Source organism: Microcystis aeruginosa NIES-2549 (assembly GCF_000981785.2).
Classification (GTDB): domain Bacteria; phylum Cyanobacteriota; class Cyanobacteriia; order Cyanobacteriales; family Microcystaceae; genus Microcystis; species Microcystis aeruginosa_C.
Genome location: NZ_CP011304.1, coordinates 1,676,721 through 1,703,414, shown reverse-complemented (window position 1 = coordinate 1,703,414; position 26,694 = coordinate 1,676,721). Strand labels below are relative to the sequence as shown.

Here is a 26,694-nt window from a genome sequence, read left to right as displayed (position 1 = left end):
AGGAGATAGGGATTTTATTCCCTAACTGACCGATAATTTTCCTGGAACTCAGGGGGATTGATGCGGTCGCTTACATCCCCCACCAACGGGCCACCGCTTCGGGAAGGGGGAGCAAAATACTTAATAATAAAGCCAGGGAAAATAGACCTAATAAATCTCGTTTATTATCCAATTCCGTCACATCATTTAAAGCAGGTTGATCGCTCACTGGCATTAATAAGAGAATAATCGCCCAGAGTAAAAAATCTGGTTGCACTAGGGCTAAAATAAACATGAATAATCGAGTTAATTGTCCGATAATTATGGCGGTTTTCTGCCCATACATGGCGTGAACAATATGACCACCATCCAATTGACCCACAGGCATTAAATTTAGGGCTGTAACGATAATTCCCACATAACCGGCCACCGCTAAAGGATGTAAATGGATGGCTTTTCCTGCGATTAAATCACTGCCGAGGGCTAGTTTAGCTACGATAGATAAGAGAAAAGAAAACTGCGGATTTAAGGCCTGAAAATTTAATAAACTGCTTTGATTGGTTAGGGGAACTATTTCCGAGAGGGACAATCCCCAAAACAGTAGAGGAATAGCGATAATTATACCCCCCAAAGGACCGGCCACCGCCACATCAAATAAAGCTTTGCGCGTGGGTACAGGGGAGCGCATTTGAATAAAAGCCCCGAAGGTGCCTAGGAAGAAAGGAAAGGGGATAAAATAGGGCAAAGTAGTTTTAATTTTATATTTAACGGCGGTAAAATAATGACTGAATTCGTGCAGTCCTAAAATAGCAATTAAGCCTAAACTGTAGGGTAAACCTTGCAGTAATACACTAGAATTATTTTCTAATTGTTGGGTGGTAATGCCACTTAATCCCGCACCGATGACCGTGGTAGTTAAGAGAGTTAATAACAATAAACCGAGGAAAATAAGGGGGCGAGTAACTTTTTCAGTTTCTATAGTTTCTGTTTTTTGCTGCCAGGGATTAGCCACAAGAGCGAAAAAAGGTTGTCCCTGAAAACTTTCTTGGAAAAGCAATAAAAAGCGATCCCCAAAAACCTTTTCCACATTGTTTTTAATCACTTGATAAGCTTCTTCGGGAACCGCTCTCAATTTCCCCCGACAGAGAATTGCTTGGGGACGATAATCGATATTTTGCAGATAATAAATACCCCAAGGAAAACAATCTCTTAGGGATTTTTCTTCTGCGGCAGTGATCGGTTTTAAATCATTTTTAGGTGCAGGATTATCAATATTTTCTAGGACTAAATTCGCTGTTTCCAGTGGTGATGGGGGGCTTTCTTGGGGAGTAACTCGACCCTTTTGTACTAGCCACCAATACAAAAAAGGGCAGATCACAAAAGGACCGATGAGCAGAAATGCCGGCATGGGGGTATCCTCTCCATAGATTAACGTCCAGCCCGTCCAAATAAGAGCCGGAGTCATCAGGACTAACCAAATTAACCATATTGGTGTTGTCGTGATTTTGGCCACGCTACGCTTGACGATAAAATAAGTGAAACCGCCAAGAATCCCTAATAACAACCACATTTCCATATCGGCTCTTTTCTCTTGAATAAAAAGCGGCTAATTTCAGCCCGCCCGGTCATCGATCGTGCTAGATTGTAAACCGCATTGATTGTGATTTGGATAGGCAAACCATGCGATCGGAAACCGAATCGTCTCCTTTAGAGGTTAGCAAAACCACAAAACCCCCTCGATTAATTCTAGAAGGTTTATACGCTTTCTCGCCTAATCGGGAAACCCTAGGGGGAACCTCTTATCTTATTGTAGAAAATACCGGCAATATTCTGGTGGATTGTCCTAGCTGTGAGGAGAGCGAGCGGGATTTTCTCCGAGAAAAGGGTGTCCGTTACCTATTTTTTACCCATCGCGGGGGTCAGGGTAAACAGAGCGATTCTCTGCAAAGTTTACTTAATTGTGAGATTATTCTACAGGAACAGGAAGCCTATCTGCTTCCTCACCGTCAAATTACCGTTTTTCAGCAGCAAATCCAGTTATCTCCCACTTGTAGCGGTTTTTGGACTCCTGGCCATTCTCCCGGTTCCTCCTGTCTCTACTGGAACCGTCACGGGGGGGTTTTATTTACCGGTCGTCATCTTCTCCCCGACACTAAGGGTCAACCGCGACCCCTACAGACTGCGAAAACTTTCCACTGGCTGCGGCAATTGCGATCGCAAAGGGCTATTTTAGACCGTTTTAGCCCGGAAACCCTCTCTTATCTTTGTCCGGGAGCTAATACTGGCTTTCTGCGCGGTCGGGGAATTATCGATAGCGCCTACGAAAAAATCAGCGCCAATCTTCTTAACTAAGTAGGTGGGTGGAATTAAATATAAAATGAACGTAGGTTGGGTTGAAGCATGAAACCCAACGCCCGATTATGTTACGCTACCGCTAACCCATCCTACAAATAATTGTGCCTACCTACTTAAAGACTTTTTAGAAGCTGCATCGTTCAATTCCCAGAAATTATGAATTTAACCGTTAAAGACTTGGGTGAACAGGGATTGCTACCGATTCTGCAAAAATATTGTCCTGCGGAGATTATCGGTGATGATGGGGCGATTTTATCCCTGAAAGAGGGTTACTCTCTCGTTGTCACCACTGATGTTTTAGTTAATAACGTCCACTTTAGCGATCTTACCACCTCTCCGGAAGATGTGGGCTGGCGAGCGGCGGCGGCTAATTTATCCGATTTAGCGGCTATGGGGGCAGAACCCCTGGGAATTACGGTAGGATTGGCTTTAACTCCCAATCTAGCCATCGATTGGCTAGAAGGACTCTATCGGGGTCTTAGCTCTTGTCTGCAAGTATATCAGACGGCGATCGTTGGTGGCGATGTCTGTCGGGCCACGGAGATTAACATCAGCATCACCGCCCTGGGACAAGTGGCAAAAAATGAAGAAATTAGACGTTTTAACGCAAAAGTTGGTGATAGTATCGTTATTACTGGTTATCACGGTTTATCGCGGGCTGGATTAGAGTTACTCTTGCACCCTGAAACCGGCAGGAATTTAAATTCCGCCCAAAAAAAGCGATTAATCCAAGCTCATCAACGGCCGCGACCGAGACTTGATTGCATACCACATTTACAAAAAATTGTCAAGCAATTTCCCATCGCGGGCATGGATAGCAGTGACGGGTTAGCAGATGCCATCATGCAAATTTGTCGCTGTAGTGGGGTTGGTGCTGAAATCGAGAGGATTCCCCTGCATCCAACCCTGAAAGAATATGTAGGAGCCGAAAAAGCTCTAGAATGGGCTTTATACGGCGGTGAAGACTTTGAGTTAGTTTTGTGTTTGCCCCCGGACAGTGCCAGAGAATTGCTGGAGAAAGTGGGGGAAGAGGGGGCGATAATCGGTCAAATTGTCCCGGGGAAAGAGATAAAATTAGCCGACGGTAGAAACCTCAGTTTAAGCTCTGGATTTCAACATTTTTAGCCTCTATAAATCGCCAAAACCTTTCTTTTTCTTGATTTTCTTCGGTTTTTTCGGGCTGCCACCTTGACCTCGGAACCCCGGTTGATTGCCACCGCCAAACATTCCGCCACCCATCCCGGGCATCCCAGGCATAGCGGGCATTTGTCCCCGTCCCATCTGTTGCATCATCGATCGCATTCTGGTGAAATTAGTAATTAGTTTGTTAACTTCTGTTTCCGGATGTCCCGAACCTTTGGCAATGCGACGACGACGATTAGGAGACTTAGCCAATAAATCGGGGTTAGCGCGTTCCTCCGTGGTCATGGAATTAATCATCGCTTCCGTGCGTTTTAACTCTTTTTCGCCCTTTTCGATGTCTGTCCCGCTCAGTTTGCCCAGACCGGGGATTAACTTCAAGACTCCCCCCAGGGAACCCATATTTTTTAACAGCCGCATCTGTTTGAGGAAGTCATTAAAATCAAACTTAGCCTCTAAAATCTTGGCCTGCATTTTGGCCGCGTCTTCTAGGTCTAACTGTTCCTGAGCTTTTTCCACTAGCGTCAGAACATCACCCATATTGAGGATGCGACTGGCAAGGCGATCGGGATAAAATGGCTCTAAAGCTTCTACTTTTTCCCCAACCCCAACAAATTTAATCGGTTGTCCCGATATTTGCCGCACTGATAGGGCTGCCCCACCACGAGTATCGCCATCAAGTTTAGTAAGAATTGCCCCCGTGATGCCGATTTGTTGGTGAAAAGTGTTGGTAAGACTGGCCGCTTCCTGACCGGTCATGGCATCCACCACTAATAAAGTGTCGTCGGGCTTGACAATTTTCTTGATTTGTGCTAGTTCGCCCATCATCTGGGTGTCTATCTGCAAACGACCGGCGGTGTCGATGATAACCGTATCTACCCCCAATTCTTTGGCTTTTTCCACACCTTGACGGGCGATATCGACGGGATTAGCCTGAGAACCCATCTCGAAGACGGGAACATTTATCTGTTTACCGAGGGTGATTAATTGGTCAATGGCCGCCGGACGGTAAACATCGGTGGCCACCATCAGGCAGCTTTTGGACTGTTTGCGGAGATATAGGGCTAATTTGGCGGTGGCGGTGGTTTTTCCTGTCCCTTGCAACCCGGCCATTAAAATTACGGTGGGGGGTTTATCGGCCTGAGCTAGGGGAACGTTGCTTTCCCCCATAATTTTGACTAATTCATCATAGACAATTTTGATAAATTGCTGACCGGGATTGACTCCGGAAATCACTTCAGCGCCGAGGGCTTGTTTCTCGACCTCAGCAATAAATCCCTTGACTACCTGTAGGTTAACATCTGCTTCTAATAAAGCCCGCCGGACTTCTTTGAGGGTTTCTTGTATATTGGCCGAGGAGATTTTATCTTGACCTCGTAATTTTTTCCATGCGTCTTCTAAGCGGTCGGCCAGTGCGTCGAACATAGTTTCGGAATTAAATTTTTAACTAGATCGATTTTATCTCAAATGTCAGGGGAAGACCCCCCTTACCCTGTCATTGGTCGGGGATCGGCGGCAAAGTTCGATCGAATGTTAAACTGAGTCTGTCTTAGCTTCGGAAGTATTCGATCGCTGCAGGAATCGATTAAAGAGAAAACCGAGGAGCAGGGCCTTAAATTCAAGGTCGTCAGTGAACTTTTTATAAAAGCTGAAGTTGATTTCCACCATGTCCTGCATGATGTCGGATGCCAGGATATCAAAGGCTAGTTTAACATTTTCGGGAGTATTGATCTTAAGGCTCGCTTTCAGGGGTGCGCTGTCATCCAGTTTAGTTTCAAGGTGTTCGATAAAAACTCGCTCATCCTCACTGAAATCAGTACCAAATCGTCGATTAATTTCTTCAATGATTTTCGAGAGGGGTTCTATCTTTTTGGTGGGGGGTTGGCCCGTGCCTAGGGAATAAACCCTAGAAGTTTCCCTGACACCCCGTTTTAGTTCAATTTTACCCCTGTGGGTCTCTTGGATGCGGTAGGAGTTTAGTTCGATGCTTTGTTGAATAGGCAAAGGAAGGGCCTCTGGGGAGGTGGGAAGTTTGCAGATTAAGTGGCGGGAAAATTCATAGAACTTCTCTAAGTCTGCAGCAGGTATGGGGAGTAATTGAGAGACAAAGCCATAAAGTCGGATAAATTCTTGTAGTTTACCGCGAAAACCGACTTTTTCCTCCTCAGAAGCTTCTAGGTAACGGTCGAGGACGGGGTCGAGGCTGCCATGAAGCTTGGCCTGAGTTCCTTGGGAGTGAAAGAATATCTGCGCGAAGCTATCGATGTCCGAGTCTTGGTAAAAGTGATAGTCGTCAAGCTGTGCTTGGATTTTATAGAGCCGGTTGGGGTCGGTGGCTTCCGTCAAGATGGTGCAGTCGTAGTAATCTTTAAAGGCTGCCTTGATCTCATCGGCCTCGTTGGCGAAGTCCAGCACCAGAGTCCCGGTTTTGTGGGGGTGGATGCGGTTGAGACGGGAGAGGGTCTGGACAGCGTTAACCCCGGCTAATTTCTTATCGATGTACATCGCGCCTAGGAGGGGTTGGTCAAAACCGGTCTGGAATTTGTTGGCAACGACGAGAAAGCGGTAGGGAGCTTGTTGAAAGGTGTCTGCGGTGGCTTTGTCAGGGATATGAGTACCTGAGGAGGCGCTATTCATTTTGGTTTCGGTGAAGTCTTCGCCGTCTCTAACTGTCCCGGTAAAGGCGACTAGGGACTGATAGGGATAGTCTTTTTCCTTGAGATAGCGGTCTAGGGCCAACTTGTACCGCACGGCATGGAGACGCGATCGCGTGACAATCATGGCCTTGGCCTTGCCTTGCACCTGATGGGCCACCTGCTCATGGAAGTGTTCGACAATGATGGCCACTTTCTGCTTAATGGTGTGTTCGTGTAAATCGACGAAGTGGCGCAGCAGCGAGGCGGTCCTGGCGCGATCATAGTGGGGGTCATCTTCGATGGTTTTGAGCAGATTAAAATAGGTCTTGTAGGTGGTATAGTTCTCCAGCACGTCGAGAATAAAGCCTTCCTCAATCGCCTGAGCCATGGAATAGAGGCTAAAGGGAGCAAAGCTGCCGTCCGGTTGTCTGGTGCCGAATACTTCTAGGGTTTTGGGTTTCGGCGTGGCGGTAAAGGCAAAATAACTTAAATTAGCAATTTTTCCCCGTTTTTTTGCCTCGGCGACGGTTCGATCTTCTAAATCCTCCTCTTCTCCCCCTTCCTCGGCGGCGGCCGCTTCTAGGCTGGTGGCGGTGAGGACGCTTTTGAGTTTTTTGGTACTTTCTCCGGTCTGGGAAGAATGGGCCTCATCGACGATTACTGCGAAGCGCTGCCCAGAGAGGGACTGGATTTGATCGACGATGACGGAGAATTTTTGCAGGGTGGTGACGATGATATTTTTCCCGGACTCTAGGGCCTCTTTGAGTTGCCGCGAGGTTTTGTCGATGTTTTCCACCACCCCAGAGGTCTTTTCAAACTGGCGAATAGTGGCCTGTAGTTGCTGATCCAATATACGGCGGTCGGTGATGACGATGATAGAGTCAAAAACGCGGCTATTATGATCATCGTGCAAGCTGACAAGTCCGTGGGCCAGCCATGCTATTGAATTACTCTTGCCACTGCCGGCACTGTGTTGGATGAGATAGGATTTTCCTGTCCCTTCGGCCTTGGCATCGGCCAGCAAACGGCGCACGGCATCTAATTGATGGTAGCGGGGAAAGATGAGGCTCTTTACTCCTGTTTTTCTGTCCTTGTCGTCCTTTTTTTCCTGGAGGATGATAAAGTTCTCGATTAGGTCAAGGAAGCTATCCTGCCGCCAGATTTGCTCCCACAGGTAGGCGCTGCGGAATTTGGTAGGGTCTGGGTTTGCCGCTACGCCAGTCTTTCCGGGGTTGAAGGGTAGGAAGCCGGTTTCATGGCCCTGAAGGTGAGTGGTGACATGGACCTGATCTGGGTCAACGGCAAAGTGGGAGAGACATAGGCCAAACTTGAGGAGTGGCTCTCTCGGATCTCGATCCTCTTGATATTGTTTAATCGCTTGTTGGAAGTTTTGCCCTGTAAAAGGGTTTTTTAGTTCGGCGGTGAAGATGGGTAAACCGTTAAGAAAGAGGACAATATCGATGCTGTTGAGGGGATTTTTCTGGCTGTAGTACAGTTGTCTAAGGACACTGAAGCAGTTTGTCTGGTAGAGTCTTTGGGTTTCTGGATTGAGACTGTTGGAGGGTTGGAAGTAGGCGAGTTGGAAGCGGCAGCTGTTGGCTTTGATGCCTTTTCTGAGGACTTCTAAGGTTCCCCGATTCTTGATGACTTCGGCAAGCTGTTTGAGGAGTTGGGTGTTTGCGTCGTCACCGTACTGGGTTTGGAATTTCTGCCACTCTTGAGGTTGGCTGGTTTGGATGAAGTTAAGGACATCTTTGGGTATGAGGCAAAGTGAGCGCTCATAATCTTTGGAGCTGCGGCGCTGGTAGCCGCTGTTGAGGAGGCTTGCTTCGATGGTGGCTTCAAAGTTTTTCTCGGAGGTGTCTATCATGTCTTTAGACTGCTCATTGTCAATATTATGCCCTACTTAGATGTTAATGCCATTATCTCTGAAACCAAACTTACTCAGTATTTGTTGGTTTTTTTACCGAAGGATGACAAGTCACAATATCTGGCACTGGGAGGCTATACTTTAGGTAACTGGCAAGAACTTGAGCGGGACTTGCGTCAACAGATTTTAACTTTAGAAGCTACGCCAACAACTAAGACTAGGTATGGGCAAAAGTATAAAATCACCGGTGAGTTAACTGCGCCAAATGGCAGAATTTTACCTATAAAAACAATTTGGATGGTAACAGATCGAGAAACAAAGTTTGTAACGTTATTCCCCAGTTAGGAGCAAGGAACATGAAATTTAAACTATTTTCCCAAGTTTCTTTAAGAGAAGATATTCCTGAATATGGTTTAAAAAAAGGGAGTATTGGAACAGTTGTTGAATATTACCAGAGGGCTGAAGGTGAGGAAGATGGATACAGTTTAGAAGGCTTAATTTTTCAAGATACGGTAGAGGTAGCAGAATCACAAATTGAATTATTAACCACACCCGCACTTAGTTATCATGTCTAGTGGGAAATATTTATGTAGGGTTGGCTGAAAAAGTACGGGCGAAGCATTCGGATAAAAAATCTACAGTTTCACCGATAGGTTATTGCCCGAATGCTTCGCCCCTACAGGACGCAGACTGATGAAGACGCAAGGTTTTGAAGCACAATTCTCTCAAAATCTGGCACCTGTTTCACGAGAAAAACCACAAAACCCTTACCTTGCCTACATTTCACATTTATTCAGTCAACCCTACTTAAGTAGGTAGCCGTTAAAAATTATCAGATACCACCCTTATCAAGAGGGGACTAAGGGTAGGGTTGATTCATGAATCAACCCTACTATAAATCAACCCTAGTATCTCTCCGCAAATTCGTTTAAAGGCTTGCGAGTTATAATGTGCATGGCTTTAATGTTCCCTCACGTCTATTTTACCAGTAACGGCGGCTGAAATTAACGCGGTGCGATATTCTTTGAGATGGTCAATACTGGTGCGAGTTTTGGTGATTAGGTTGTCAATTTTGCCGGTTTCTCGGTCTAGGAATTGGGCGATTTTTTGTTGTTCGGGAATGGGGGGGAGAGGGGTCAATAATTCATGGATATAATTCCTGTTTAATGTTCCAACGGCACTGCCAGCACTCAGACGTTTAGTATCAAGGATTAGCAATATATAGAATATAAATCTCGGTATAGAATTTATAAATTCTTTCACAAATAATGCTGTATTGTGCGCCCAAAAATCATTTTCAATGTAATTTATCTCTCCCACACTTCCACTTCTACCCACAGTAATACAGGGAGCCTTGACATTAAATTTATTATGAAACCCAATAACTCCATTAGAAGCACATACGGGATAAATGCCTTCTATCAATTGGTCGCTGGATAAATCATATCCTCGTTGCAAAATGAAGGCATATTTTACTCTCTTCACCTCCCAATGTTCTGGAATTTCACCCAACCATTCAACCCCAGAATCCTTCATCGGAACATCTGGGTTAAGTCCTTTGGTGACTGCATGGCTAATCAGTGCGGTGCGCTTCTCTTTAAGGAGTTTGATTAAGCGCTCTTTCTTGGTGATTAGTTTATCAATTTTGCTGGTTTCTTGGTCGAGAAATTGGGCGATTTTTTGTTGTTCAGGAAGGGGGGGGATGGGAAGCTTAATATCACCAATAATATCAGTATTTAGGTTGAGTTGAGTTCCTTGTTTACCCACACCTTTATAAAGTTCACCTCCTGAAAAAATATAAAAAAGATATTCCCTGTTTTCTTTAAGAAAAGGGAAATAAACAAAGCCATCATGGATACAACATTTGATGTTTGTAATTATTGGCTTACCGACGGTGGCACAAATGCTTACAAATAGTTCTCCGGGTTCAAGAGCAATACTTTTCGATTTACCAAGTTCGGATAATTTTTGTTCGCTTGTTTCTAAATACTTATTACTAGCAGTAACGTCTGAAATTCTCACCCACGAGTAGGCTCCATCATCATCGAAGAAAGAAGGATCATCAATTGGTCTGGGTGATGCACCTCTTTTTATAAGTGACAATTGCTTGCATTTCTTCACCTTCCAATGCTCTGGAATTTTACCCAACCATTCAACTCCAGAATCCTTATAAGTAGGATAAGGCTGCCATTTTTTTGTCATCATATTAATCTAGCTCTTAGGTTACTATTTTATTTGATATTTTGTCTGAAAAAGAGAAACTGAAATAATCTTGGTATGGCCTAGATTTTTAACTTCATCAAAGTCCTTGTCTCCTGTAATAAAGTAATCAGCATTATTAACAATTGCACAGGCTAAAAACTTAGCATCTTTTCTATCTCTGGGGAAATCAATTTCTAAATTAATATCGACGACAAAAGTAACGGCACTTGTAAGAGTCAACCAGTATTGTTTCTGCTCATTAGTTAGCTTTAACCGTTTTCGGGATAAAACCTCTCTATATTCTGCTAAAATATCCGGTGATACTATCCAGTAAAAATCTGGGTTAGATACTACAAAGAGAATTATTTTTTCCGGGTTTCTGTCAGCTATTGCGGCAGAAATAACAACATTAGTATCGATTACAACCTTCATTTTCCTCTTCTATAATCCTCAATTTCAGCCTCAATTTCCTCTTCAGTCAAAGGATTGTCAGCGTGTAAAGCTTGGACTTCTTTAAAGAAATCTCGTAACTTATTAGCTAGAGCTTCCCTGTCATAATTTTTGGCAATAATCATTACTTCTACTTGCTGACCTTTTTGAAAAGGTAAATCAGACAAAACAAGCTGATTGGGATCTTGAATAACCAAGGTTTTCTGATAGATATTCATCACTGGGGACTTAATAAGCGAGAACCGTTATCTGTATAAATTTCTGTTAACACCCATTTGATAGCTACATTAGCATCAACAACAAAACTCGTCACCTTTGTCTATCCTCTCTTAATAATTCTGTGCTATCCAAAAAATTTCTTCCTTGAAAATGTTCTCGCACTTTAGCAAATCTTTCCCTTGCTTGAGATAAGGTTTCCTTTGTTTTGGTTTTCTCCTCTGTAATAGGTTCAACAGTTACTGTTACATCCACTTCCTGACCTTTAAACTCAGGGGGAATATCTAAATGTAACATCCCATCTTCGCCGATATGAGAGCGTAATTTAATTACTGGCATTTTGACACCTCTTTTTTATTTTATTTGCTTCTCCCCCCTTTTGAAGGGGGGTGGGGGGGATCGTCCAAATCTAAAACAAAATCAGTTAGAATATTCTCACCTGATAAATGTGTGGGATTGTGCAGAACTTCCACCTCTTGATTAGCTCGATAAATCTCAACGGTTTTACTTTTTGTATCGATTAACCATCCTAATTGTAAGCCATTTTCTAAATACTCCCGCATCTTCTCTCGTAGGGTCATGCTCAAATTCTCTCCTCTAGACTTGTTAACATGGCTAAAATCTCCCCTTCCACTTCCTTAATATCAGCTTCAATTGCCTCTAAAGTTCGCGGTGGCTGATACTTATAAAAATAGCGATTAAAATTAATCTCATACCCCACCTTTCCAAGCGCACCGTCCCTAATATCCCGCACCGTGTCACTAATCCAAGCATCGGTTACATGGGGGAGAACTTCTCGATCGAAATAGTCATTAATATCCTGTTTAAGTGGTACATTTTCCGTATCTCTTAAATCCGTATCCGGTTCGGGATTACCCTGTTTATCCAGACAAATATTAGCCGATTCGTCCCGCTCAGAAAGAGCCGAAAGAATCGCCTTATAAACTGCTGGTGCGAGCGTTATTCCCTTGGTTTTCATCCCTTTCTTTAGCACCTTCTCAAATTCCCCTCGATCCTGATATAAAGTATCGGGAAAACTATTAAGAATGTCTAAAATCAGCCTTTGTTGTTCCTTGCCGGCCTGTTCCTCGATCCCCTTCATTTCATCACTTTTCTTCTTGCTCACTGCCAAACTAGCAAACGCGCTCTGCTCTTTCAATCGCTCAATCCGCTCCGGTGATGCCTGAAAATTGAGCCTCAAGGGACGCTCTACGGTAATCTTGCGGTAGCCGAAATCTTCCCTATCAAAAATCTTACTCACCTCTGAGGGTTGAAAACTCTGGAAAATTTCAGTTATCTCCCGAATATGCTGGGAACTAATCTCCCGGCGCTTGCTGCCAAGACTCTTCCGCATCGGCAGCCAAAACTCGGAGGCATTAATCAGCTGCACCTTACCCCTCCTCTCAGCAGCCTTGTGGTTGGTCAATACCCAGATATATGTGGCAATGCCGGTGTTATAAAATAGGTCATTCGGCAGAGCGATGATTGCTTCGAGCCAGTCATTTTCCAAAATCCAGCGCCGGATCTCGCTCTCCCCACTTCCCGCATCCCCGGTAAACAATGGCGAACCGTTCATAACAATCGCCACGCGGCTGCCTCCTTGGGTCTCCGGCTTCATGCGTGCAATCATGTGCTGTAGAAAAAGAAGTTGTCCGTCACTGATGCGGGGTGTTCCTGCTGAAAATCGGCTGCCCGCTTTTTGTGCCTCTGTCTCCACTGCCTCCTTATCTCGCTTCCAGTCCTTGCCGTAGGGTGGATTGGCCAGGAGATAGTCAAAGGTTTTGTCACTGTGCTGGTCCTGGGAAAGGGTGCTGCCAAACTTGATATTTTCAGCGTCCTTACCGTCCACACTTTTCATGTAGAGGTCAGATTTACACACAGCAAAGGTCTCCGGGTTGACTTCCTGGCCAAAGAGAAAAACCTGGGCCTTGGGGTTGAGTTCCAAAATCCGATCCTTGGCAATGGTCAGCATTCCCCCGGAACCGCAGCAGGGATCGTAAACGCTGCGAGTAATGTATTCTTGGCTTAACTGTGTTTTGTCCGGGGAGAAGATGAGGTTAACCATTAACTGAATCACTTCCCGGGGTGTGAAGTGTTCCCCCGGATTTTCATCGAGAGCTTCGTTAAACTTGCGGATGAGTTCCTCAAAGATGTATCCCATCTCTAGGTTAGAAACCTTATCGGGGTGTAAATCGATGTTCTGAAAGCGCTCGGTGACGAGAAAGAGCAGGTCTGATTGTTCCAGCTTGTCGATGGTGTTGGCAAAGTCGAACTTCTCTAACACCTCGCGCATATTGCCGCTAAAACTGTTGATGTAGAGCTTGAGGTTAGCGGCCAACTGTTTGGGATCATCGAGGAGTTTCTCGAAGTCGTAGGGACAACTGTTATAGAAGGCAAATCCTGATTTTTTGCAGAGGAGAGGATCGAGATTGTCGAGCTTGTCTTTGTACTGGTGGTAGGCTGCTAAGACCTCCTCTTTGGTCGGCTCTAACACGCAGTCGAGGCGACGCAGCACGGTGAAAGGCAAGATGACATCTTGATATTTGCCGCGCTTAAAGGTGTCGCGGATTAAATCCGCGATACTCCAAATAAAACTTACCTTGTCACCGAAGTTGTTCATCGGAAATTTTGGGTCTGAAACCCCGCCGTTCTACGGCGGCTTTACGTTAGAATTAAAAGGCCAGTCTCGAAAACCAAGTGGACGGCGCAGCACCTTGAAAACTCGGCTTAGGGGGTTCCGACCAGAAAAGCTTGGCCGGGTAAAAAGTCGCGCGCAACAAGTACAAGAAGCTATAGGCGGTCAACGTACCGTGGGACACACGGAATCGGGCTTCTGAAATGGGGCGAAAGTCTGTGGACTCTGTGTAAGACAGTACATGGTTTTTTAACTGTGGTATGCGACGGTGGTGGAAGCAGAAACTTAAATCGTGAGGTTTAGGAATCGCCGCACTTTTAGGGCGGCGAGGATGTCAACTGTTAAAACCGCAGTTTCCCCGCGACCAACCCCATTCTTCCACTCCCACGGAAATTTGCGAACCGGGACGGACATCTCCTTTGGATAAGTCTATCAGAGTGACACTGACTGCGGCGAATAAACTGCCGCGATAAATCGGCTGTCCTTTGTTGTTGGTATTTTTAAAACTAAGGCTAGAAACTTGGGGAGGTTGACCGGAGCGCGTCCAGCGAATGCGCTCAAAACGTCCATTGATAAATTCTGCTGAATAGGACCAACCGTTATTCATGCGGCCTCGACAAAAAAGCTGTTGTGTGGCCACAGTAGGGGGAATATTGACAGATAAACTCAGAAGGCTGAATGTAGCGAGAGCGATCGGCAAAAATTTCATAAAAGTTGGCACTATAGGGTCAAATAATCCTATTATAAGTTTTTAGTTCGCAAATTTAACTATCGCGGCCGCGGTAAGTTCCGGTTTTTCGAGATGGGGAACATGACCACAGCGAGGAATCCAAACCAGTTGATTATTGGGTAAGGCCTGCTGAAATATCTTCGCGTCTTTTGTGCCTAAAATTTGATCGTTTTCTCCCCAAATAATCAGCGTTTCTCGGTTTATTTGGCTTAATTTCGGCAAAAATGCCCCATAACCGCCACTTTTGGTAAAGGAGATTAAAGCCTCACTCCAGTGGGGACAATTCAGGTGCAGATTGGCACAGGTGCAAGCATCAACAGTGGCCAAAGTTGCATCAAAATAGGCAGTACGACTGATATTTTGACGCACGCGGGGATTGGCTAAAAAATTAGTTGCCCACTTATCGAGGGGAGAAAACATCAATTTACCCAAAACTGGGGGGTTAGCTAGTCCTGCGCTGTCAATCAGGACTAATTTTGCCACTATTTCCGGGTGGGAGAGGGCAAAATCTAGGGCCACTGCACCCCCCATGGAAGCACCGACTAAAATTATCGGTTCTGCGATCGCAGTTTGCCAGAAATGGTAAAGATGGCTTTTAATAGTTTTCGGAGATACTTGTAAATCTGGGTATCGCTCAGTAAAACCGAAGCCGAGTAGATCTATCGCCCAAGTTTCCCTATTTTGGGCGAGTAAGGGTAGTAAACGCCGAAATTCCAGCAGGGAACTATCAAAACCGTGCAGGAGAACAAAGGGCGGTTGACCTTGCCCTTGTTGACTATAGGTGGTTAGAATCGATCGAGGATAGATGGGGCTATCGATGGCAATTTGTTGGATATTTTCGAGGAGAGCAAGGGAGGTATCTTCACTCAATCCCTCCCTAACAGTGGGTAAAAAGTTGGGATAATTCACGGATGAGGGGGACAGTTTTTTCTAGAGTTTCCGAGCATCGGCGTTGATTTTATCAGTCTGTATACAAGATTTCCGCTCAAAAAAACCCTGGCTGATAACTGATAGCTGAAAGTTATCTTAATAGCTAATTTCGAGGGTGACAGCAGCCCGCAGGGTTTGTTCCCCTCCGATAACCGGGCTACTGGCAGCATCGGCACTGCGAAAAACCGCTTCTGAGCGGGCTATTGGCACGGGATTACTGGTATTACCCACTTGGATAGAAACCGTTTCTTTCGGCACTAAACCGAGGGCTTGTAACACGATTGTAGCCTGTTCTCTAGCTTGTTCCGTGGCTTTGATGAGAGCAGTTCTTTGGGCAGCTGCGATCGCTGATTCTCCGGCAGTAAAACTGACCCCATCGATGCGTGTTGCCCCGACTTTCACCGCTTCATCGATTAAAATCCCCGCTTGGGCTATATCAACCTGAAAACTAATCAAATTAGCCCCGATATAACCGATTAAACGTCTTTGATTGTTGCTGAAGTCGTAATTGGGCTGTAAACTAATGCCGGTGGTTTCCAATTTTTCCACTTGACGGGAACGGAGAAATTTAACCACCGCATCGCTACGATTGGCGGTTTCCCGCTGCACCTTACCCGCTTCTTTGCCTTGAATTTCTACCCCTAAGCGCACTATTGCTTGAGAAGTGGCGATATTTTCTATCCCTTCCCCCGTTACGGTAATTGTCCTCAATTCTCTTTCGTTTGCGTAACTAGGCATAACTAATCCGGTGTTGATGAGGATAAGGGACAGCAAAAAAGCCAAGCAAAATTTTCTGTAATTCATGAAAAATCCGTAGCGATCGATACTATATTTCGATTCTAGCCTTTATTTTGGGCAATTGAGTGGAAGATTATCCCTTTTCTGTCACTTTCGCAATATTGGTGACTAAGCTCTGGGAACTTGAGAAGGGGCATTTAAGCAATGAGTGTGAAGAACCACAGAGACACAAAGAACACAAAGACCGATCGCTATTATATAAGTTAAACTTGTCACACAAAGAATAAGAGAGCCGATTGGTTCGCACACTGGTGCTGTTGATTAAAAAGATAAATTCTCAAAACTTGCTATGATCTAACAAGATTGTTAATGCACTTTCTCGGATTAATTATCCCCTGCAATGACTCGCCAAATTCACGACCAATTTGCCAAGGAATATTTAGAAGAACTCTTAGCGTCTCTAGGGACGATTAAAAAGAGCAAGAAAGTCAAGAGTGAAGTTCAAGAAATCGATGTCTGGTTTGAACCAGCCAGTTCAGCATCAAGGACTGAATTACCCTTGGGCATACTCGCTAAAATGGCGGCGACTTGCTGCTTATTTGAACCCTTCCGTAATCCTCCCTCCGAGGTAGAGATTCGCAGCTGCATCTCAAAGTTATATGCGGTTCATGGCGAGGTCTTGAGGAAGGCGAAACGGACAAACAAAACTCTAACTGAAGCTGAACTACCAGTTCTCTGGATTTTAACGCCTACTTTTTCGGCGAGAATGATTGAAGAAGTCGTGGGAATCCCCCCTTCATTCCTACCGGAAGAGGGGATGAAAGAGGAGTGGGGAAAAGGAGTTTATTTTTCCCCTAGCCTGTTCAAAACAGGAATTGTCGCCATCCATCAATTACCAGTCAATGAGGAGACTTTATGGTTGAGGGTACTAGGGAAAGGAGGGACGCAAAAACGGGCAGTAGAAGAATTAGTGCAATTACCTGAAGGTAATCCTTGCCAAGAGAATTTACTGGAAATTCTGGCCAACTGGCGCAAGAGTTTGGAATTAAGAGATAATTTAAGTGCCGAAGAACAGGAGGACATTATGAACCTATCACCAGCTTATTTACAACAACGAGAAGAGTGGAAACAAGAAGGGATACAAGAAGGGATACAACGAGGCAGTTTAGAAGGACAACTATCCCTGATAACCAGTCTTCTGGAAGGACGTTTTGGCAGCCTAGATGCAGAATTATCTGGTCTGGTGGAACAGATTGCCCAACTTCCTATCTCGGAACGCACCGGGTTACTTCTTTCTCTGGCTAATTTATCTCGCTCAGAACTGTTAGAAAGATTCAGGGAAAATTAAACTTTCAATCCCCCTAAGCTAGGAAAAACTATCCCCAAGCATTAATAGAAAACGGGTTTCTCGGAGAAACCCGCTTTCTGTGCGTTACTCAACGGATTTAGTATGACAACTGATAAAAACCCCTCCAATTAATGAAGGGTAATTGTCGGATTTTATTGATGGTATTAGGAGACTTTTGTGGTTTGTTTTTCTGAAAAGACGGACAATAAAATAACAATACACACTCTCCTTTTTTAAAATGTATTCTAAGCTACATTTTTATAAATATTTACATTACTCTCCGTCAGGCTTCTTTAGCAACGTTAAGAGCGATCGCATTCTATCTTTTGGTAGTTAATAATGCCGTTGACAAGAGCTAAGTTAAGATTGAAGGGCATTCAGTTGTTAATTCGTGTAATTCTTGAGTAGGGCGAAAATATGACGACACTACTTGTACAAGCGACCTCGGCTCCTTTGATGATTGATCTTCCTTGGATTATGCCGATGACGGAGGAGCAATTTTATGAATTTTGTTTAGCCAATCGAGATTTACGCATTGAACGCAGTGCTAGTGGAGAAGTGATCGTTATGCCTCCTGCTTTTTCAGATACGGGTAATCGCAATTTTAATATAGCTCTGCAACTGGGGAACTGGTCAGAACTAGATGGAACGGGGCTTGGGTTTGATTCTAGTGCGGGTTTTACGCTGCCCAATGGTGCGACTCGTTCACCGGATGCTGCTTGGATTAAATTAGAACGCTGGAATGCTTTAACAGAAAAACAAAAAGCCTCTTTTTCCCCCATCTGTCCCGATTTTGTCATTGAATTGCGTTCTGCTAGTGATACAGTATCCAGTTTGCAGAAAAAGATGGAGGAATATATTGCCAATGGTACTTTATTGGGTTGGTTAATTGATCGCCAAAATCGCCAAGTCTATATTTATCGCCCCCATCGAGAACCGGAGATTTTAAATGCTCCTGAAACCATTAGTGGTGATCCAGAATTGCCGGGGTTTGAGTTAGTAATGGCTAAGATTTGGTAAATGCGATCGCTGATGAAAGGTTCCGTCAATATAGAACAACTAAGCACGATTAACGCTGTTCTATATTGTTGCTCACGGGAATCCTCAACACTGATAGAACAGCGATAACTAATCATCCTGTTAAGATGGGGACAGGGTAGCCAATTCTAAGGCTAAAGGATCAACCCGGCGTAAATTTGCCCCTAATGCTCCTAATTTACCCTCTAAATTATCATAACCTCGATCGAGGTGATGGAGTCCCTGCACAATAGTAGTCCCCTGGGCTGCCAATCCCGCCACCACCAAAGCTGCCGAAGCGCGTAGATCCGTGGCCATCACCGGCGCCCCAGAGAGGAAAGGCACACCGCGCACTAAAGCCACATTTCCTTTGACCTTGATATCTGCTCCCAGACGCTTTAATTCGGCCACATGACGCAGACGATTTTCAAAAACCGTCTCATTAACTACGCTACTGCCCTCGGTTAAAGTTAACAGAGCCATAAATTGGGCCTGCATATCCGTGGGAAAACCGGGATAGGGCAGGGTTTCGATATCGGTGGCTTTTAAGTCTTTAGGGATAATCCGGAGACGATTAGGGCCATCTTCCACCACTTCCGGACCGATTTCGTGCAGTTTAGCAATTACCGAAGCTAAATGGCTGGGAATCACCGGATAAAGACTAATTTCTGAGCGGGTAATCGCCCCGGCTATCAGTAAAGTCCCGGCTTCAATGCGATCGGGAATGATATTGTAATCGGTACTGTGCAGACGGGAAACTCCCTCGATGACAATTGTATTGGTCCCAGCACCGCGAATTTTTGCCCCCATGGAAACACAAAAATTGGCTAAATCAATCACCTCTGGCTCCTGGGCCGCATTGCCGAGAATGGTTTCCCCGAACGCTAAAGTCGCCGCCATCATTAGGGTTTCCGTCGCTCCCACACTGGGATAATCCAGATAAATATTCGCCCCTTTCAGACGACCATTACCCTTAACGCGGGCGTGTACCATGCCGCCATCGATTAATACATCTGCACCCATTGACTGTAGGCCCCTAACGTGCAGATCCACTGGTCTGGCCCCAATGGCGCAGCCGCCGGGGAGGGGAACTTTTGCTTCTCCTAAACGGGCTAAAATCGGTCCGATGGCGAAAAAACTGGCCCGCAACTGGGAGACGAGATCGTAGGGCGCTTGAGCTTGTTTGAGGTCTCTGCCATCAATCTCTAGTCTATCTCCGGTGCGACGGACCTGCACGCCTAGGGCCGAGAGAATTTGACTCATCCGCTCGATATCGGCTAGGGCGGGTACATTACTAATCTGGCACTCGTCGGAGCAGAGTAAAGCTCCCGCCATAATCACGAGAGCGGCATTTTTGGCGCCACTGATCTTGACTTCACCCCGGAGAGAGTGACGACCTTGAATTTCTAAATAGGGATGCTCGGTATCGATGGTCATAGGATGATTCATTTATCTTGGTTGGGAGTCTTGGCTAAGGAAAGCTTCAGCAAAATGAGACTGCATCTTATCAGATTTTTGAGGAAATTATTGGTGATTCTACCCCGAAAAGCGATTTTTGTCTTAATTATCTCAACTATCTTGACTTATGGATTGTCCGATAGTATAATAAAAGATTGTGAAAGAAAAATGCGGAACTGGCGGAATTGGTAGACGCGCTAGATTCAGGTTCTAGTGTCTGCAAAGACTTTCGGGTTCAAGTCCCGAGTTCCGCATTATCTCCCTCAAGACGCAGTTGTTTAGGGTAGCCCTAGCGGGGTGAAAAATCCGATTGGCTATGATTAGCAGTGTTCAAAACCCTTTAATCAAGCAAATTCGCAAGCTACACCGCACTAGAGAGCGACAGGAGCAGAATTTGTCCTTAATTGAGGGAACCCACTTACTAGAGACAGCTTTAGCCCTGAATTGTTCCCTAGAGACGGTTTGTTATACGGAAAAGTGGCGGCAAAGACAGGGAGAATTAGCGGAGAAGCTTCAAAATCAAGCCAAACGAGTCGAGATAGTTTCCCCGGAAGTCCTCGCTTCCCTAGCAACAACGGTTAATCCCGATGGTGTGATTGCTACTATTTCCCGTGATCACCTTCATCCAGTCCCCCAAAATCCGCTACAATTGGGCTTAGTTTTGGAAAGATTGCAGGATCCGGGTAATCTCGGCACTATTATCCGCACTGCCGTGGCTACAGAGGTACAGGGTATCTGGTTAAGTCTCGATAGCGTCGAAATCGATAACCCCAAAGTGATCCGCAGTTCCGCCGGGGAATGGTTTCGATCGCCCCTGGTGGTAGAATCGGATTTATCGGCTTTAGTGAAAAAATATCAAGCACAGGGGGTAAAAGCGATCGCGACTTTACCCACAGCCACCAAAAGCCATTGGGAGATTGATTTTACCCGTCCGACTTTAATATTATTAGGCAATGAAGGAGCCGGTTTATCACCCCAATTAGCGACTTTAGCCGATGAAACGGTGAAAATTCCCCTCTTTGGTGCTGTGGAATCTTTAAATGTTGCGATCGCTACTGCTGTCATCCTCTACGAAGCTAGAAGACAATTATCCTACAGTAGGGTGGATTAGCGTCAGCGTAATCCACCGTTAAAACCAAGATTAGCATCCGGGTAATCCCCCCTTAAACCTTCTAAATTGCTTGTTTTTTGTTTCTAGTCTTGATAGAATTGCCGCGAATAGTGCAATTTGAGACAGTCAACCAATTTTTTACACTTCCGTTTTTTTGGCAAGTTTTGGCGGAATTTGCGCGGCTGTTAAGGTGACAATTTGGCCATCTTTGAAAATGCTGATAGACTCTCCTAAGAAGCGGTGTCTCTCAATTGCTTCTGCGATTGCGACTCTAACACCTGTATCGATTTTCTGATGCAGTTCCGTTAAGGTGGGTTCAGTCATTTTAAGTACCTAAGCAAAATTAATTACACATATCTAACCACCTCTTGCCTCTTGCCTATTGCCTATCTTCACTAGGAAATTAATTTTGCACGACTACTTAACATTGAGGTTCCTACCCAAAACATTAAACCATCTCAAACTTGCCCTAATTGTGGTCAACAAAAGAAGAAATCTTTAGCCGAAAGAGTTCATAGCTAAATTTCTCGTAGCTATTCTTGCGATAGGGATATAGCTGCCGCTCAGGTTATGATTAATTATGTTAGGGGTTTGGAACGAGCCTCTCTAGATGCAGAGTCGTCTGGCTCTACCTCGTGCGGAAGCATGGGGCAACTAGGCAAAAAGAAGCGTCAGAAACTCCACTCGAGCGCGTAGCGGAGTTTATTAGTTCATTTGTTTAGGCTCGCAATCGTAGATGAGAATAAATTTCGGTAGCTTTTGCGGCAATAGATCAATAATCTCAGGAAATTATCGGTTAATTATATGAATTCTGCTAAAATTATCGCCATTATCACGGGAGCGATTTCGATTTTAATCGCCGTTGCCTATTTAATCCTAGTTCAGATTCTTGACTTTCGCACCGAGATGATTCCCGCTCCCCTAGAAGTTATTTTTCCTGGATGATAAAAATCGGGGTTGAAAATTTTTCAACCCCGAAAAAAAGCAATTTTTGAGCGGATTAACCCACCGATTGTAACTGTAATTGCGAGAGAATATCGTTCTGCTCGGAGCGCTGATGACTAGAGACTGTCACCACAGCTTCAGCAGTTACATCTAATAGCGCATGGTCTCCAGAATTGACTTTTCCCGATAACATCGCCTCGGCTAAACTATCCTCTAAGCGTCGAGTTAAAGCACGACGTAAAGGCCGCGCACCGTAGCTAGGATCATAACCCTCATTGATGACCAAATCCTTAAAAGCGGCGGTAACTTGCACAGAAATGCCTTTTTCTGTCAATTGTTTGGCTAGATCTGCGATCAGAATATCGGCAATCTGGGTAACTTCTTGGCGAGTTAACTGTCGGAAAACAATGATTTCATCGAGACGGTTGAGAAATTCGGGACGGAAATATTGTTTTAACTCCTCTGTCACCCGATTAGAAATCTGTTGGTAACGCGATTGAGCAAAATCGTCAGCAATCTCGAATCCTAAGCTATTACCGCCTTTTTCGATGACTTTTGAGCCAATATTCGAGGTCATGATAATTAGGGTATTCTTAAAGTCCACCCGACGACCTTGGGAATCGGTCAAATGACCATCTTCTAACAGTTGCAGGAGAAGATTAAAAACATCGGGATGTGCTTTCTCGATTTCGTCAAACAAGACCACTCTATAGGGTTGACGACGCACTGCTTCCGTTAATTGACCGCCTTCATTGTAACCGATGTATCCGGGAGGCGCACCAATTAACTTAGAAACCGTGTGGGATTCCATAAATTCCGACATATCTAGGCGAATCATACTGGATTCCGAGCCAAAGAGCAACTTAGCTAAGGCTTTCGTTAATTCAGTTTTACCGACTCCCGTGGGACCGGCAAAAATAAACGAGGCAATCGGACGGTTAGGATTCTTTAAATTTACTCGCGCTCGACGAATAGCACGAGAAACGGCATTCACTGCCTCCTGTTGACCAATAATCCGCTCGTGCAGTTGACATTCCAGATTTAAGAGCGATTCTGACTCAGTTTCAGTTAATTGGGTAACGGGAATACCTGTCCAAGCGGCGACAATTTGGGCGATTTCCTCCGCATCCACCACCGGAATTAAAGATTCGGGGTTAATTAGGGGTGATTCTTCGCTAACCTCCGCAGGACTTTTACTTTGTAGGGAATAGCGTAGATGGGTGCGGGATCCCGCTTCATCGAGAAGATCGATCGCTTTGTCCGGTAAAAAGCGATCATTGATATAGCGAGAGGATAGATTAACGGCAGCTTCGATCGCTTTTTGATCGTATTTTACCTGATGGAAATCCTCGTAGGTGGCTTTTAAACCCTGTAAAATCTCGATCGCTTGCTCTTTAGTCGGTTCTCCCACCATAACTGGCTGAAAACGTCTTTCTAGAGCCGCATCTCGCTCAATATGCTGTTTATACTCATCGAGAGTAGTTGCCCCTAAACACTGTAACTCGCCGCGAGCTAAAGCAGGTTTAAGCAAGTTAGAAGCATCCATAGCTCCTCCCATGCTACCAGCACCCACAAGAGTGTGAATTTCATCGATAAACAGGATAATATTGCCCGATTTGCGAACTTCCTCCACCACACCCTTTAAACGTTCTTCAAAATCGCCGCGAAAACGGGTTCCCGCCAGTAAAGACCCCATATCGAGGGCAATTACCTGTTTATCCCGCAAAAGTTCGGGAATATCGCCATTATGGATGAGTTGTGCTAAACCTTCAGCGATCGCTGTTTTGCCTACCCCCGGCTCACCGAGTAAAATCGGGTTATTCTTGCCGCGACGGCCTAAAATTTGAATAACTCGCTGGATTTCTGGCTCTCTACCGATTACAGGGTCAATTTTGCCATTTTTGACCTCTTGGCTTAAATTGCGACTATATTGGGCTAAAATCCCGCCTTGGGGAGCATTTTTCTGGTCTTCATAGTCACTCTTTGCCGTGAAGCGACCACTAGCGACTTTTTCCCCAGCATTTTTAATTAAAAGGCCGCGAAGTTTGATCAAATCAACACCCTGCATAATTAAAATTTTAGCGGCTAGGGATTCGGGATCGGTGGTGATAGCGAGTAATAGATGTTCAGGTGCGATCGCCTGTTCCCCTAATTGTCGAGCTTCCTGAAATGCTTGCTCGAACATCTTTTTCGCTTTCGGGGTAAAAGGGATATTAACGGGACTGTAACCGGTGCCGCGGCCAGTCATTCCTTCAATCACGCGGCGACTTTCGTGCAGGGTGACTTTTAAATCCTTGAGAATTGAGGCTGCGGTGGCGGTGGCTTCTCCTATCAATCCTAACAGTAAATGCTCCGTACCCACGACACTGTGACCGGTACGACGGGCCTCTTCTTGGGCGAACATCACCGCTTTGATAGCTTTTTGGTTAAAGTATTCAAACATGATCGACGGCTTCCTGGCTACTGGGCTTTACCTGTTACTGTAACGTTTTCTTTACATTAGCCGGAAGGGGGATATCCGTATCAGCAGGGTGGGTTAGGGGCCAGGAGTGGGGAGATGGGGAGTTTTTGGCTGTGAACAGTAAGTAGTCGTGCAAAATAAATTTCCTAGTGAAGATAGGCAAGAGGCAATAGGCAAGAGGCAAAAGCTTTATCGAAATGTGTAATTAATTTTGCTTAGGTACTTAAACAGTAATCAATGAACTGAAAACTAAAATCTGATCACTGTAATTAGGAATCAACTTGACTAAGAGAGGAACGTCTTTTAAAGGGCATTAGTTTTTTGATTAATTCAGGTGTAATTAAGCCTTGGGGATAAAAAATCGTTCCCAAAACGATTAAAATTCCAAAGATAATCAAACGACCATCGCGCAAGAAATTCCCCAACCAAATTGGTAAACCATTCACGCCGCCGAGGGCGCGTAAAACTTCGGGCAAAGCAGTTAAAACAATGCCCCCCACCACCGGCCCGACAAAAGTTCTGGAACCACCAATTAAAACAAAAGCCAAGAAAATAATACTAGAATCAAAGGTTCCCTGACGGGAATTCCAAGTATTGAGAAAATGGGCGCTTACCGCTCCCACAACTGCCGCTAAAACTGCCCCGAAAGTGAAGGATAAAACCTTGTGATAGGTGGGATTAATTCCCATGGCCGCAGCCGCCAACTCATCGGCACGAATGGCATTAAATGCCCGACCAATTTTGATGTTTTCTAACCGGTAGAGAAACAGCATAGTTAGCAATAAGAGGGGCAAGGCCAGCCAAAGGTAGGCTAATTGAGTGGTGAAGGGTTGGGGAATGGCGAAAATACCAACCGCACCGCCAGTTATCTCGAGATTAAGGGCAATAATTCTCAAAATTTCTACCCAGGCAATCGTGGCAATAGCTAAATAAATCCCTCGCAAACGTAGAACAGGAATACCTAAAACTATGGCTAATATTCCCGCAATCATGCCAGCAATTAACATTTCTAAAAAGACCAAAGCCAGGGGATAATTGCTACCAGTATTAGTAAAAACTTTCGTGGAAAGAATGGCGGCAACATAACCACCTAAAGCGTAAAAACCGGGGGTTGCTAAGGATAATTGACCGGCCATTAAGGGCAGATAAATTGAAATGCCTAATATGGCTCCAAAGATCATTGAAACAATTAAAAAACCATAGGTGTTAAAAAAATCAGCCATATTTTCAGTGAGCGGTTATTGGGTGCTTAAGTTAGGGGAGTCAATTAGCTAATTTTATCACCGTTCTCTCCCACCTCATTCTCCGGTAATTCTCGAAATTATCATAATTTTTTATGTGGCACTTTTCCTATATGGTAGCGTTCGCCACCTTAAAGGCAGACGGGATGATCGATGATGGGAAAAGGTATCTTCCTCAACTTTGTCCTGGAAAAAATTCGGGGGAATTTATAAAACAGCAGGATTGGTTACTCGGACTCCTACGGCTGAATTTCCCGATAAAATGGCAGTAGCGAGCGAAAAAGTCCTAGAAGCTGAGGATATCATCAATTTTACTCCAGAAGCAATCCATCAGGTCGAGGTAATCGGTGAGGAACCGATAATGTGGTTTTAAACGTTTTCAATTCGATCCTCTCAGTAATTAAGTAGCTGGTTATAATTAAATTAAAAATGGATTTTAGGTTCGATCCCCCCTGCTCCCCTTGATAAGGGGGGTGCCGATCCCCCCTTTAATCCCCCCTTGATAAGGGGGGCATCTGACAACTTTTAACGCCTACCTACTTAGGTTAGAGAAATGATAGATAAATGAGAGGATCATGAGAGAAATATGAAAGTTTTCTGGGGAAAAATTAGTTAAGATAAGGGGAAATTAAAGGATAAACAACTATAGATGTTTACTTCACTCGAACTTTTAACCACTTCCTTTGTTGCCGTGGGATTAGCCGCCGATGCCGTGGCCGTTTCTCTAACCAGTGGCCTGATGATTCGTCATATTCATGTTAATAAGGCTTTGAAAATTGCTTTGTTTTTTGGGGGATTTCAAGCAATTATGCCGATGATTGGTTGGGGTATTGGTCTAACCTGTCGCGATTTTCTTGCCTCTTTTGATCACTGGATCGCTTTTATTATTCTAGGGGCGATCGGCAGTAAAATGATCTACGAAGCTGTTCAAAATGATGACGAGGAAAAAAAATTTAATCCTCTAGATTCCTATACTTTAATCGGATTAGCGATCGCTACTAGCATCGATGCTTTAGTAGTTGGTTTGGGTTTATCGATGATTAAAACTCCCTTACTTTTAGCTTGCACTGTCATTGGTTTTATTACCTTTGTTTTATGTTTTATAGCTGTTTTTATCGGGCATAAATTCGGTAATTTATTTAGCCAAAAGGTGGAAATTCTCGGCGGTTTAGTTTTAATATTAATCGGCGGTAAAATCCTCATTGAACATTTAATCGCCTAGATTATCTCCA

General features: G+C 44.7%; 25 protein-coding genes, 1 tRNA gene and 1 pseudogene. 11 read left to right on the top strand and 16 right to left on the bottom strand.

Translation table 11 applies throughout. The annotated features are described in order from the left end of the window. Positions 1 to 70: 70 nt before the first annotated feature. Entirely contained in the window at positions 71 to 1,555 is a 1,485-nt protein-coding gene (locus myaer_RS08200) for a site-2 protease family protein (protein WP_080949727.1), read from the bottom strand. Between the two features lie 104 nt (positions 1,556 to 1,659). Between myaer_RS08200 and myaer_RS08195 the strand changes: the two genes are divergently transcribed. Next, positions 1,660 to 2,331, top strand: coding sequence for a hypothetical protein (locus tag myaer_RS08195; protein WP_046661737.1), 672 nt, complete (start codon positions 1,660 to 1,662; stop codon positions 2,329 to 2,331). 159 nt (positions 2,332 to 2,490) lie between these two features. Then, positions 2,491 to 3,459 (top strand): thiamine-phosphate kinase, encoded by a 969-nt coding sequence (gene thiL / locus myaer_RS08190; RefSeq protein WP_046661736.1) that lies wholly within the window; start codon positions 2,491 to 2,493, stop codon positions 3,457 to 3,459. Positions 3,460 to 3,462: 3 nt separating this feature from the next. Here the strand turns inward: thiL and ffh are convergent, their stop codons facing one another. After that, positions 3,463 to 4,899, bottom strand: a complete 1,437-nt coding sequence (ffh, locus tag myaer_RS08185) for a signal recognition particle protein (protein WP_004268212.1) — start codon at positions 4,897 to 4,899, stop codon at positions 3,463 to 3,465. Positions 4,900 to 5,007: 108 nt separating this feature from the next. Continuing rightward, positions 5,008 to 7,980, bottom strand: coding sequence for a type I restriction endonuclease subunit R (locus myaer_RS08180; protein WP_046661735.1), 2,973 nt, complete (start codon positions 7,978 to 7,980; stop codon positions 5,008 to 5,010). A 27-nt stretch (positions 7,981 to 8,007) separates the two neighbouring features. Here myaer_RS08180 and myaer_RS08175 point away from each other — a divergent pair, with 27 nt between their 5' ends. Both myaer_RS08175 and myaer_RS08170 read left to right on the top strand, forming a co-directional pair. After that, entirely contained in the window at positions 8,008 to 8,325 is a 318-nt protein-coding gene (locus tag myaer_RS08175; RefSeq protein WP_046661734.1) for a DUF6883 domain-containing protein, read from the top strand. 11 nt (positions 8,326 to 8,336) lie between these two features. After that, on the top strand, positions 8,337 to 8,555 hold the full coding sequence (locus tag myaer_RS08170; protein ID WP_046661733.1) for a DUF4926 domain-containing protein: 219 nt from the start codon (positions 8,337 to 8,339) through the stop codon (positions 8,553 to 8,555). A gap of 385 nt (positions 8,556 to 8,940) precedes the next feature. Here myaer_RS08170 and myaer_RS08165 read toward each other — a convergent pair whose 3' ends face one another. The 9 genes and pseudogenes from myaer_RS08165 to myaer_RS08125 form a co-directional block, all read right to left on the bottom strand. Next, the gene (locus tag myaer_RS08165; protein WP_080949726.1) at positions 8,941 to 10,185 is read right to left on the bottom strand and encodes a restriction endonuclease subunit S; all 1,245 of its coding nucleotides are present in this window, start codon (positions 10,183 to 10,185) and stop codon (positions 8,941 to 8,943) included. A gap of 21 nt (positions 10,186 to 10,206) precedes the next feature. Continuing rightward, positions 10,207 to 10,614 (bottom strand): putative toxin-antitoxin system toxin component, PIN family, encoded by a 408-nt coding sequence (locus myaer_RS08160; RefSeq protein WP_046661731.1) that lies wholly within the window; start codon positions 10,612 to 10,614, stop codon positions 10,207 to 10,209. Then, the gene (locus myaer_RS08155; protein ID WP_004268201.1) at positions 10,611 to 10,850 is read right to left on the bottom strand and encodes a hypothetical protein; all 240 of its coding nucleotides are present in this window, start codon (positions 10,848 to 10,850) and stop codon (positions 10,611 to 10,613) included. Before myaer_RS08155 ends, myaer_RS08160 begins: the two co-directional genes overlap by 4 nt. 91 nt (positions 10,851 to 10,941) lie before the next feature. Continuing rightward, entirely contained in the window at positions 10,942 to 11,187 is a 246-nt protein-coding gene (locus tag myaer_RS08150; RefSeq protein WP_004268200.1) for a hypothetical protein, read from the bottom strand. A gap of 20 nt (positions 11,188 to 11,207) precedes the next feature. Beyond that, a pseudogene (locus tag myaer_RS08145) lies at positions 11,208 to 11,426 on the bottom strand (Uma2 family endonuclease); the annotation flags it as partial. A gap of 5 nt (positions 11,427 to 11,431) precedes the next feature. Beyond that, on the bottom strand, positions 11,432 to 13,468 hold the full coding sequence (locus tag myaer_RS08140) for a type I restriction-modification system subunit M (RefSeq protein WP_046661729.1): 2,037 nt from the start codon (positions 13,466 to 13,468) through the stop codon (positions 11,432 to 11,434). A gap of 349 nt (positions 13,469 to 13,817) precedes the next feature. Beyond that, positions 13,818 to 14,192: a hypothetical protein gene (locus tag myaer_RS08135; protein WP_046661728.1), complete on the bottom strand. Its 375-nt coding sequence runs from the start codon at positions 14,190 to 14,192 to the stop codon at positions 13,818 to 13,820. 42 nt (positions 14,193 to 14,234) lie between these two features. After that, positions 14,235 to 15,122, bottom strand: coding sequence for an alpha/beta fold hydrolase (locus tag myaer_RS08130; RefSeq protein WP_046661727.1), 888 nt, complete (start codon positions 15,120 to 15,122; stop codon positions 14,235 to 14,237). A gap of 117 nt (positions 15,123 to 15,239) precedes the next feature. Next, a complete protein-coding gene (locus tag myaer_RS08125) occupies positions 15,240 to 15,947 on the bottom strand; it encodes an SIMPL domain-containing protein (RefSeq protein ID WP_004268195.1) in 708 nt (235 codons plus the stop codon). A 334-nt stretch (positions 15,948 to 16,281) separates the two neighbouring features. Between myaer_RS08125 and myaer_RS08120 the strand changes: the two genes are divergently transcribed. Together myaer_RS08120 and myaer_RS08115 are read left to right on the top strand one after the other, a co-directional pair. After that, positions 16,282 to 17,229, top strand: coding sequence for a hypothetical protein (locus myaer_RS08120; RefSeq protein ID WP_046661726.1), 948 nt, complete (start codon positions 16,282 to 16,284; stop codon positions 17,227 to 17,229). A 417-nt stretch (positions 17,230 to 17,646) separates the two neighbouring features. Next, positions 17,647 to 18,249 carry a Uma2 family endonuclease gene (locus myaer_RS08115; protein WP_046661724.1) on the top strand — a complete coding sequence of 201 codons (603 nt, stop codon included), beginning with the start codon at positions 17,647 to 17,649 and terminating at the stop codon, positions 18,247 to 18,249. Between the two features lie 120 nt (positions 18,250 to 18,369). Here the strand turns inward: myaer_RS08115 and murA are convergent, their stop codons facing one another. Then, positions 18,370 to 19,683, bottom strand: a complete 1,314-nt coding sequence (gene murA, locus myaer_RS08110; protein WP_046661722.1) for a UDP-N-acetylglucosamine 1-carboxyvinyltransferase — start codon at positions 19,681 to 19,683, stop codon at positions 18,370 to 18,372. A gap of 191 nt (positions 19,684 to 19,874) precedes the next feature. Here murA and myaer_RS08105 point away from each other — a divergent pair. Then, positions 19,875 to 19,958: transfer RNA gene (locus myaer_RS08105), tRNA-Leu, on the top strand. A gap of 62 nt (positions 19,959 to 20,020) precedes the next feature. Further along, the gene (locus myaer_RS08100) at positions 20,021 to 20,815 is read left to right on the top strand and encodes a TrmH family RNA methyltransferase (RefSeq protein WP_046661720.1); all 795 of its coding nucleotides are present in this window, start codon (positions 20,021 to 20,023) and stop codon (positions 20,813 to 20,815) included. Between the two features lie 138 nt (positions 20,816 to 20,953). Here the strand turns inward: myaer_RS08100 and myaer_RS08095 are convergent, their stop codons facing one another. Then, entirely contained in the window at positions 20,954 to 21,139 is a 186-nt protein-coding gene (locus myaer_RS08095) for a hypothetical protein (protein ID WP_046661719.1), read from the bottom strand. 480 nt (positions 21,140 to 21,619) lie between these two features. Here myaer_RS08095 and myaer_RS21590 point away from each other — a divergent pair, with 480 nt between their 5' ends. Beyond that, entirely contained in the window at positions 21,620 to 21,760 is a 141-nt protein-coding gene (locus tag myaer_RS21590; protein WP_002786556.1) for a hypothetical protein, read from the top strand. 55 nt (positions 21,761 to 21,815) lie between these two features. Here myaer_RS21590 and myaer_RS08085 read toward each other — a convergent pair whose 3' ends face one another. Both myaer_RS08085 and myaer_RS08080 read right to left on the bottom strand, forming a co-directional pair. Further along, complete coding sequence (locus myaer_RS08085; RefSeq protein WP_046661718.1) at positions 21,816 to 24,203, bottom strand: ATP-dependent Clp protease ATP-binding subunit; 2,388 nt, start codon at positions 24,201 to 24,203, stop codon at positions 21,816 to 21,818. A 287-nt stretch (positions 24,204 to 24,490) separates the two neighbouring features. Continuing rightward, on the bottom strand, positions 24,491 to 25,444 hold the full coding sequence (locus myaer_RS08080; RefSeq protein ID WP_046661716.1) for a branched-chain amino acid ABC transporter permease: 954 nt from the start codon (positions 25,442 to 25,444) through the stop codon (positions 24,491 to 24,493). Positions 25,445 to 25,643: 199 nt separating this feature from the next. Between myaer_RS08080 and myaer_RS08075 the strand changes: the two genes are divergently transcribed. Then, complete coding sequence (locus myaer_RS08075) at positions 25,644 to 25,835, top strand: hypothetical protein (RefSeq protein ID WP_046661715.1); 192 nt, start codon at positions 25,644 to 25,646, stop codon at positions 25,833 to 25,835. Between the two features lie 276 nt (positions 25,836 to 26,111). After that, complete coding sequence (locus myaer_RS08070) at positions 26,112 to 26,684, top strand: manganese efflux pump MntP family protein (RefSeq protein WP_046661714.1); 573 nt, start codon at positions 26,112 to 26,114, stop codon at positions 26,682 to 26,684. Positions 26,685 to 26,694 lie beyond the last annotated feature (10 nt).

Excerpts from the sequence above, each read along its gene's own strand:
- myaer_RS08200 (WP_080949727.1), bottom strand. The coding sequence starts at position 1,555 with ATGGAAATGTGGTTGTTATTAGGGATTCTTGGCGGTTTCACTTATTTT.
- myaer_RS08195 (WP_046661737.1), top strand. The coding sequence starts at position 1,660 with ATGCGATCGGAAACCGAATCGTCTCCTTTAGAGGTTAGCAAAACCACA.
- thiL (WP_046661736.1), top strand. The coding sequence starts at position 2,491 with ATGAATTTAACCGTTAAAGACTTGGGTGAACAGGGATTGCTACCGATT.
- ffh (WP_004268212.1), bottom strand. The coding sequence starts at position 4,899 with ATGTTCGACGCACTGGCCGACCGCTTAGAAGACGCATGGAAAAAATTA.
- myaer_RS08180 (WP_046661735.1), bottom strand. The coding sequence starts at position 7,980 with ATGATAGACACCTCCGAGAAAAACTTTGAAGCCACCATCGAAGCAAGC.
- myaer_RS08175 (WP_046661734.1), top strand. The coding sequence starts at position 8,008 with ATGCCCTACTTAGATGTTAATGCCATTATCTCTGAAACCAAACTTACT.
- myaer_RS08170 (WP_046661733.1), top strand. The coding sequence starts at position 8,337 with ATGAAATTTAAACTATTTTCCCAAGTTTCTTTAAGAGAAGATATTCCT.
- myaer_RS08165 (WP_080949726.1), bottom strand. The coding sequence starts at position 10,185 with ATGATGACAAAAAAATGGCAGCCTTATCCTACTTATAAGGATTCTGGA.
- myaer_RS08160 (WP_046661731.1), bottom strand. The coding sequence starts at position 10,614 with ATGAAGGTTGTAATCGATACTAATGTTGTTATTTCTGCCGCAATAGCT.
- myaer_RS08155 (WP_004268201.1), bottom strand. The coding sequence starts at position 10,850 with ATGAATATCTATCAGAAAACCTTGGTTATTCAAGATCCCAATCAGCTT.
- myaer_RS08150 (WP_004268200.1), bottom strand. The coding sequence starts at position 11,187 with ATGCCAGTAATTAAATTACGCTCTCATATCGGCGAAGATGGGATGTTA.
- myaer_RS08140 (WP_046661729.1), bottom strand. The coding sequence starts at position 13,468 with ATGAACAACTTCGGTGACAAGGTAAGTTTTATTTGGAGTATCGCGGAT.
- myaer_RS08135 (WP_046661728.1), bottom strand. The coding sequence starts at position 14,192 with ATGAAATTTTTGCCGATCGCTCTCGCTACATTCAGCCTTCTGAGTTTA.
- myaer_RS08125 (WP_004268195.1), bottom strand. The coding sequence starts at position 15,947 with ATGAATTACAGAAAATTTTGCTTGGCTTTTTTGCTGTCCCTTATCCTC.
- myaer_RS08120 (WP_046661726.1), top strand. The coding sequence starts at position 16,282 with ATGACTCGCCAAATTCACGACCAATTTGCCAAGGAATATTTAGAAGAA.
- myaer_RS08115 (WP_046661724.1), top strand. The coding sequence starts at position 17,647 with ATGACGACACTACTTGTACAAGCGACCTCGGCTCCTTTGATGATTGAT.
- murA (WP_046661722.1), bottom strand. The coding sequence starts at position 19,683 with ATGACCATCGATACCGAGCATCCCTATTTAGAAATTCAAGGTCGTCAC.
- myaer_RS08100 (WP_046661720.1), top strand. The coding sequence starts at position 20,021 with ATGATTAGCAGTGTTCAAAACCCTTTAATCAAGCAAATTCGCAAGCTA.
- myaer_RS08095 (WP_046661719.1), bottom strand. The coding sequence starts at position 21,139 with ATGACTGAACCCACCTTAACGGAACTGCATCAGAAAATCGATACAGGT.
- myaer_RS21590 (WP_002786556.1), top strand. The coding sequence starts at position 21,620 with ATGAATTCTGCTAAAATTATCGCCATTATCACGGGAGCGATTTCGATT.
- myaer_RS08085 (WP_046661718.1), bottom strand. The coding sequence starts at position 24,203 with ATGTTTGAATACTTTAACCAAAAAGCTATCAAAGCGGTGATGTTCGCC.
- myaer_RS08080 (WP_046661716.1), bottom strand. The coding sequence starts at position 25,444 with ATGGCTGATTTTTTTAACACCTATGGTTTTTTAATTGTTTCAATGATC.
- myaer_RS08070 (WP_046661714.1), top strand. The coding sequence starts at position 26,112 with ATGTTTACTTCACTCGAACTTTTAACCACTTCCTTTGTTGCCGTGGGA.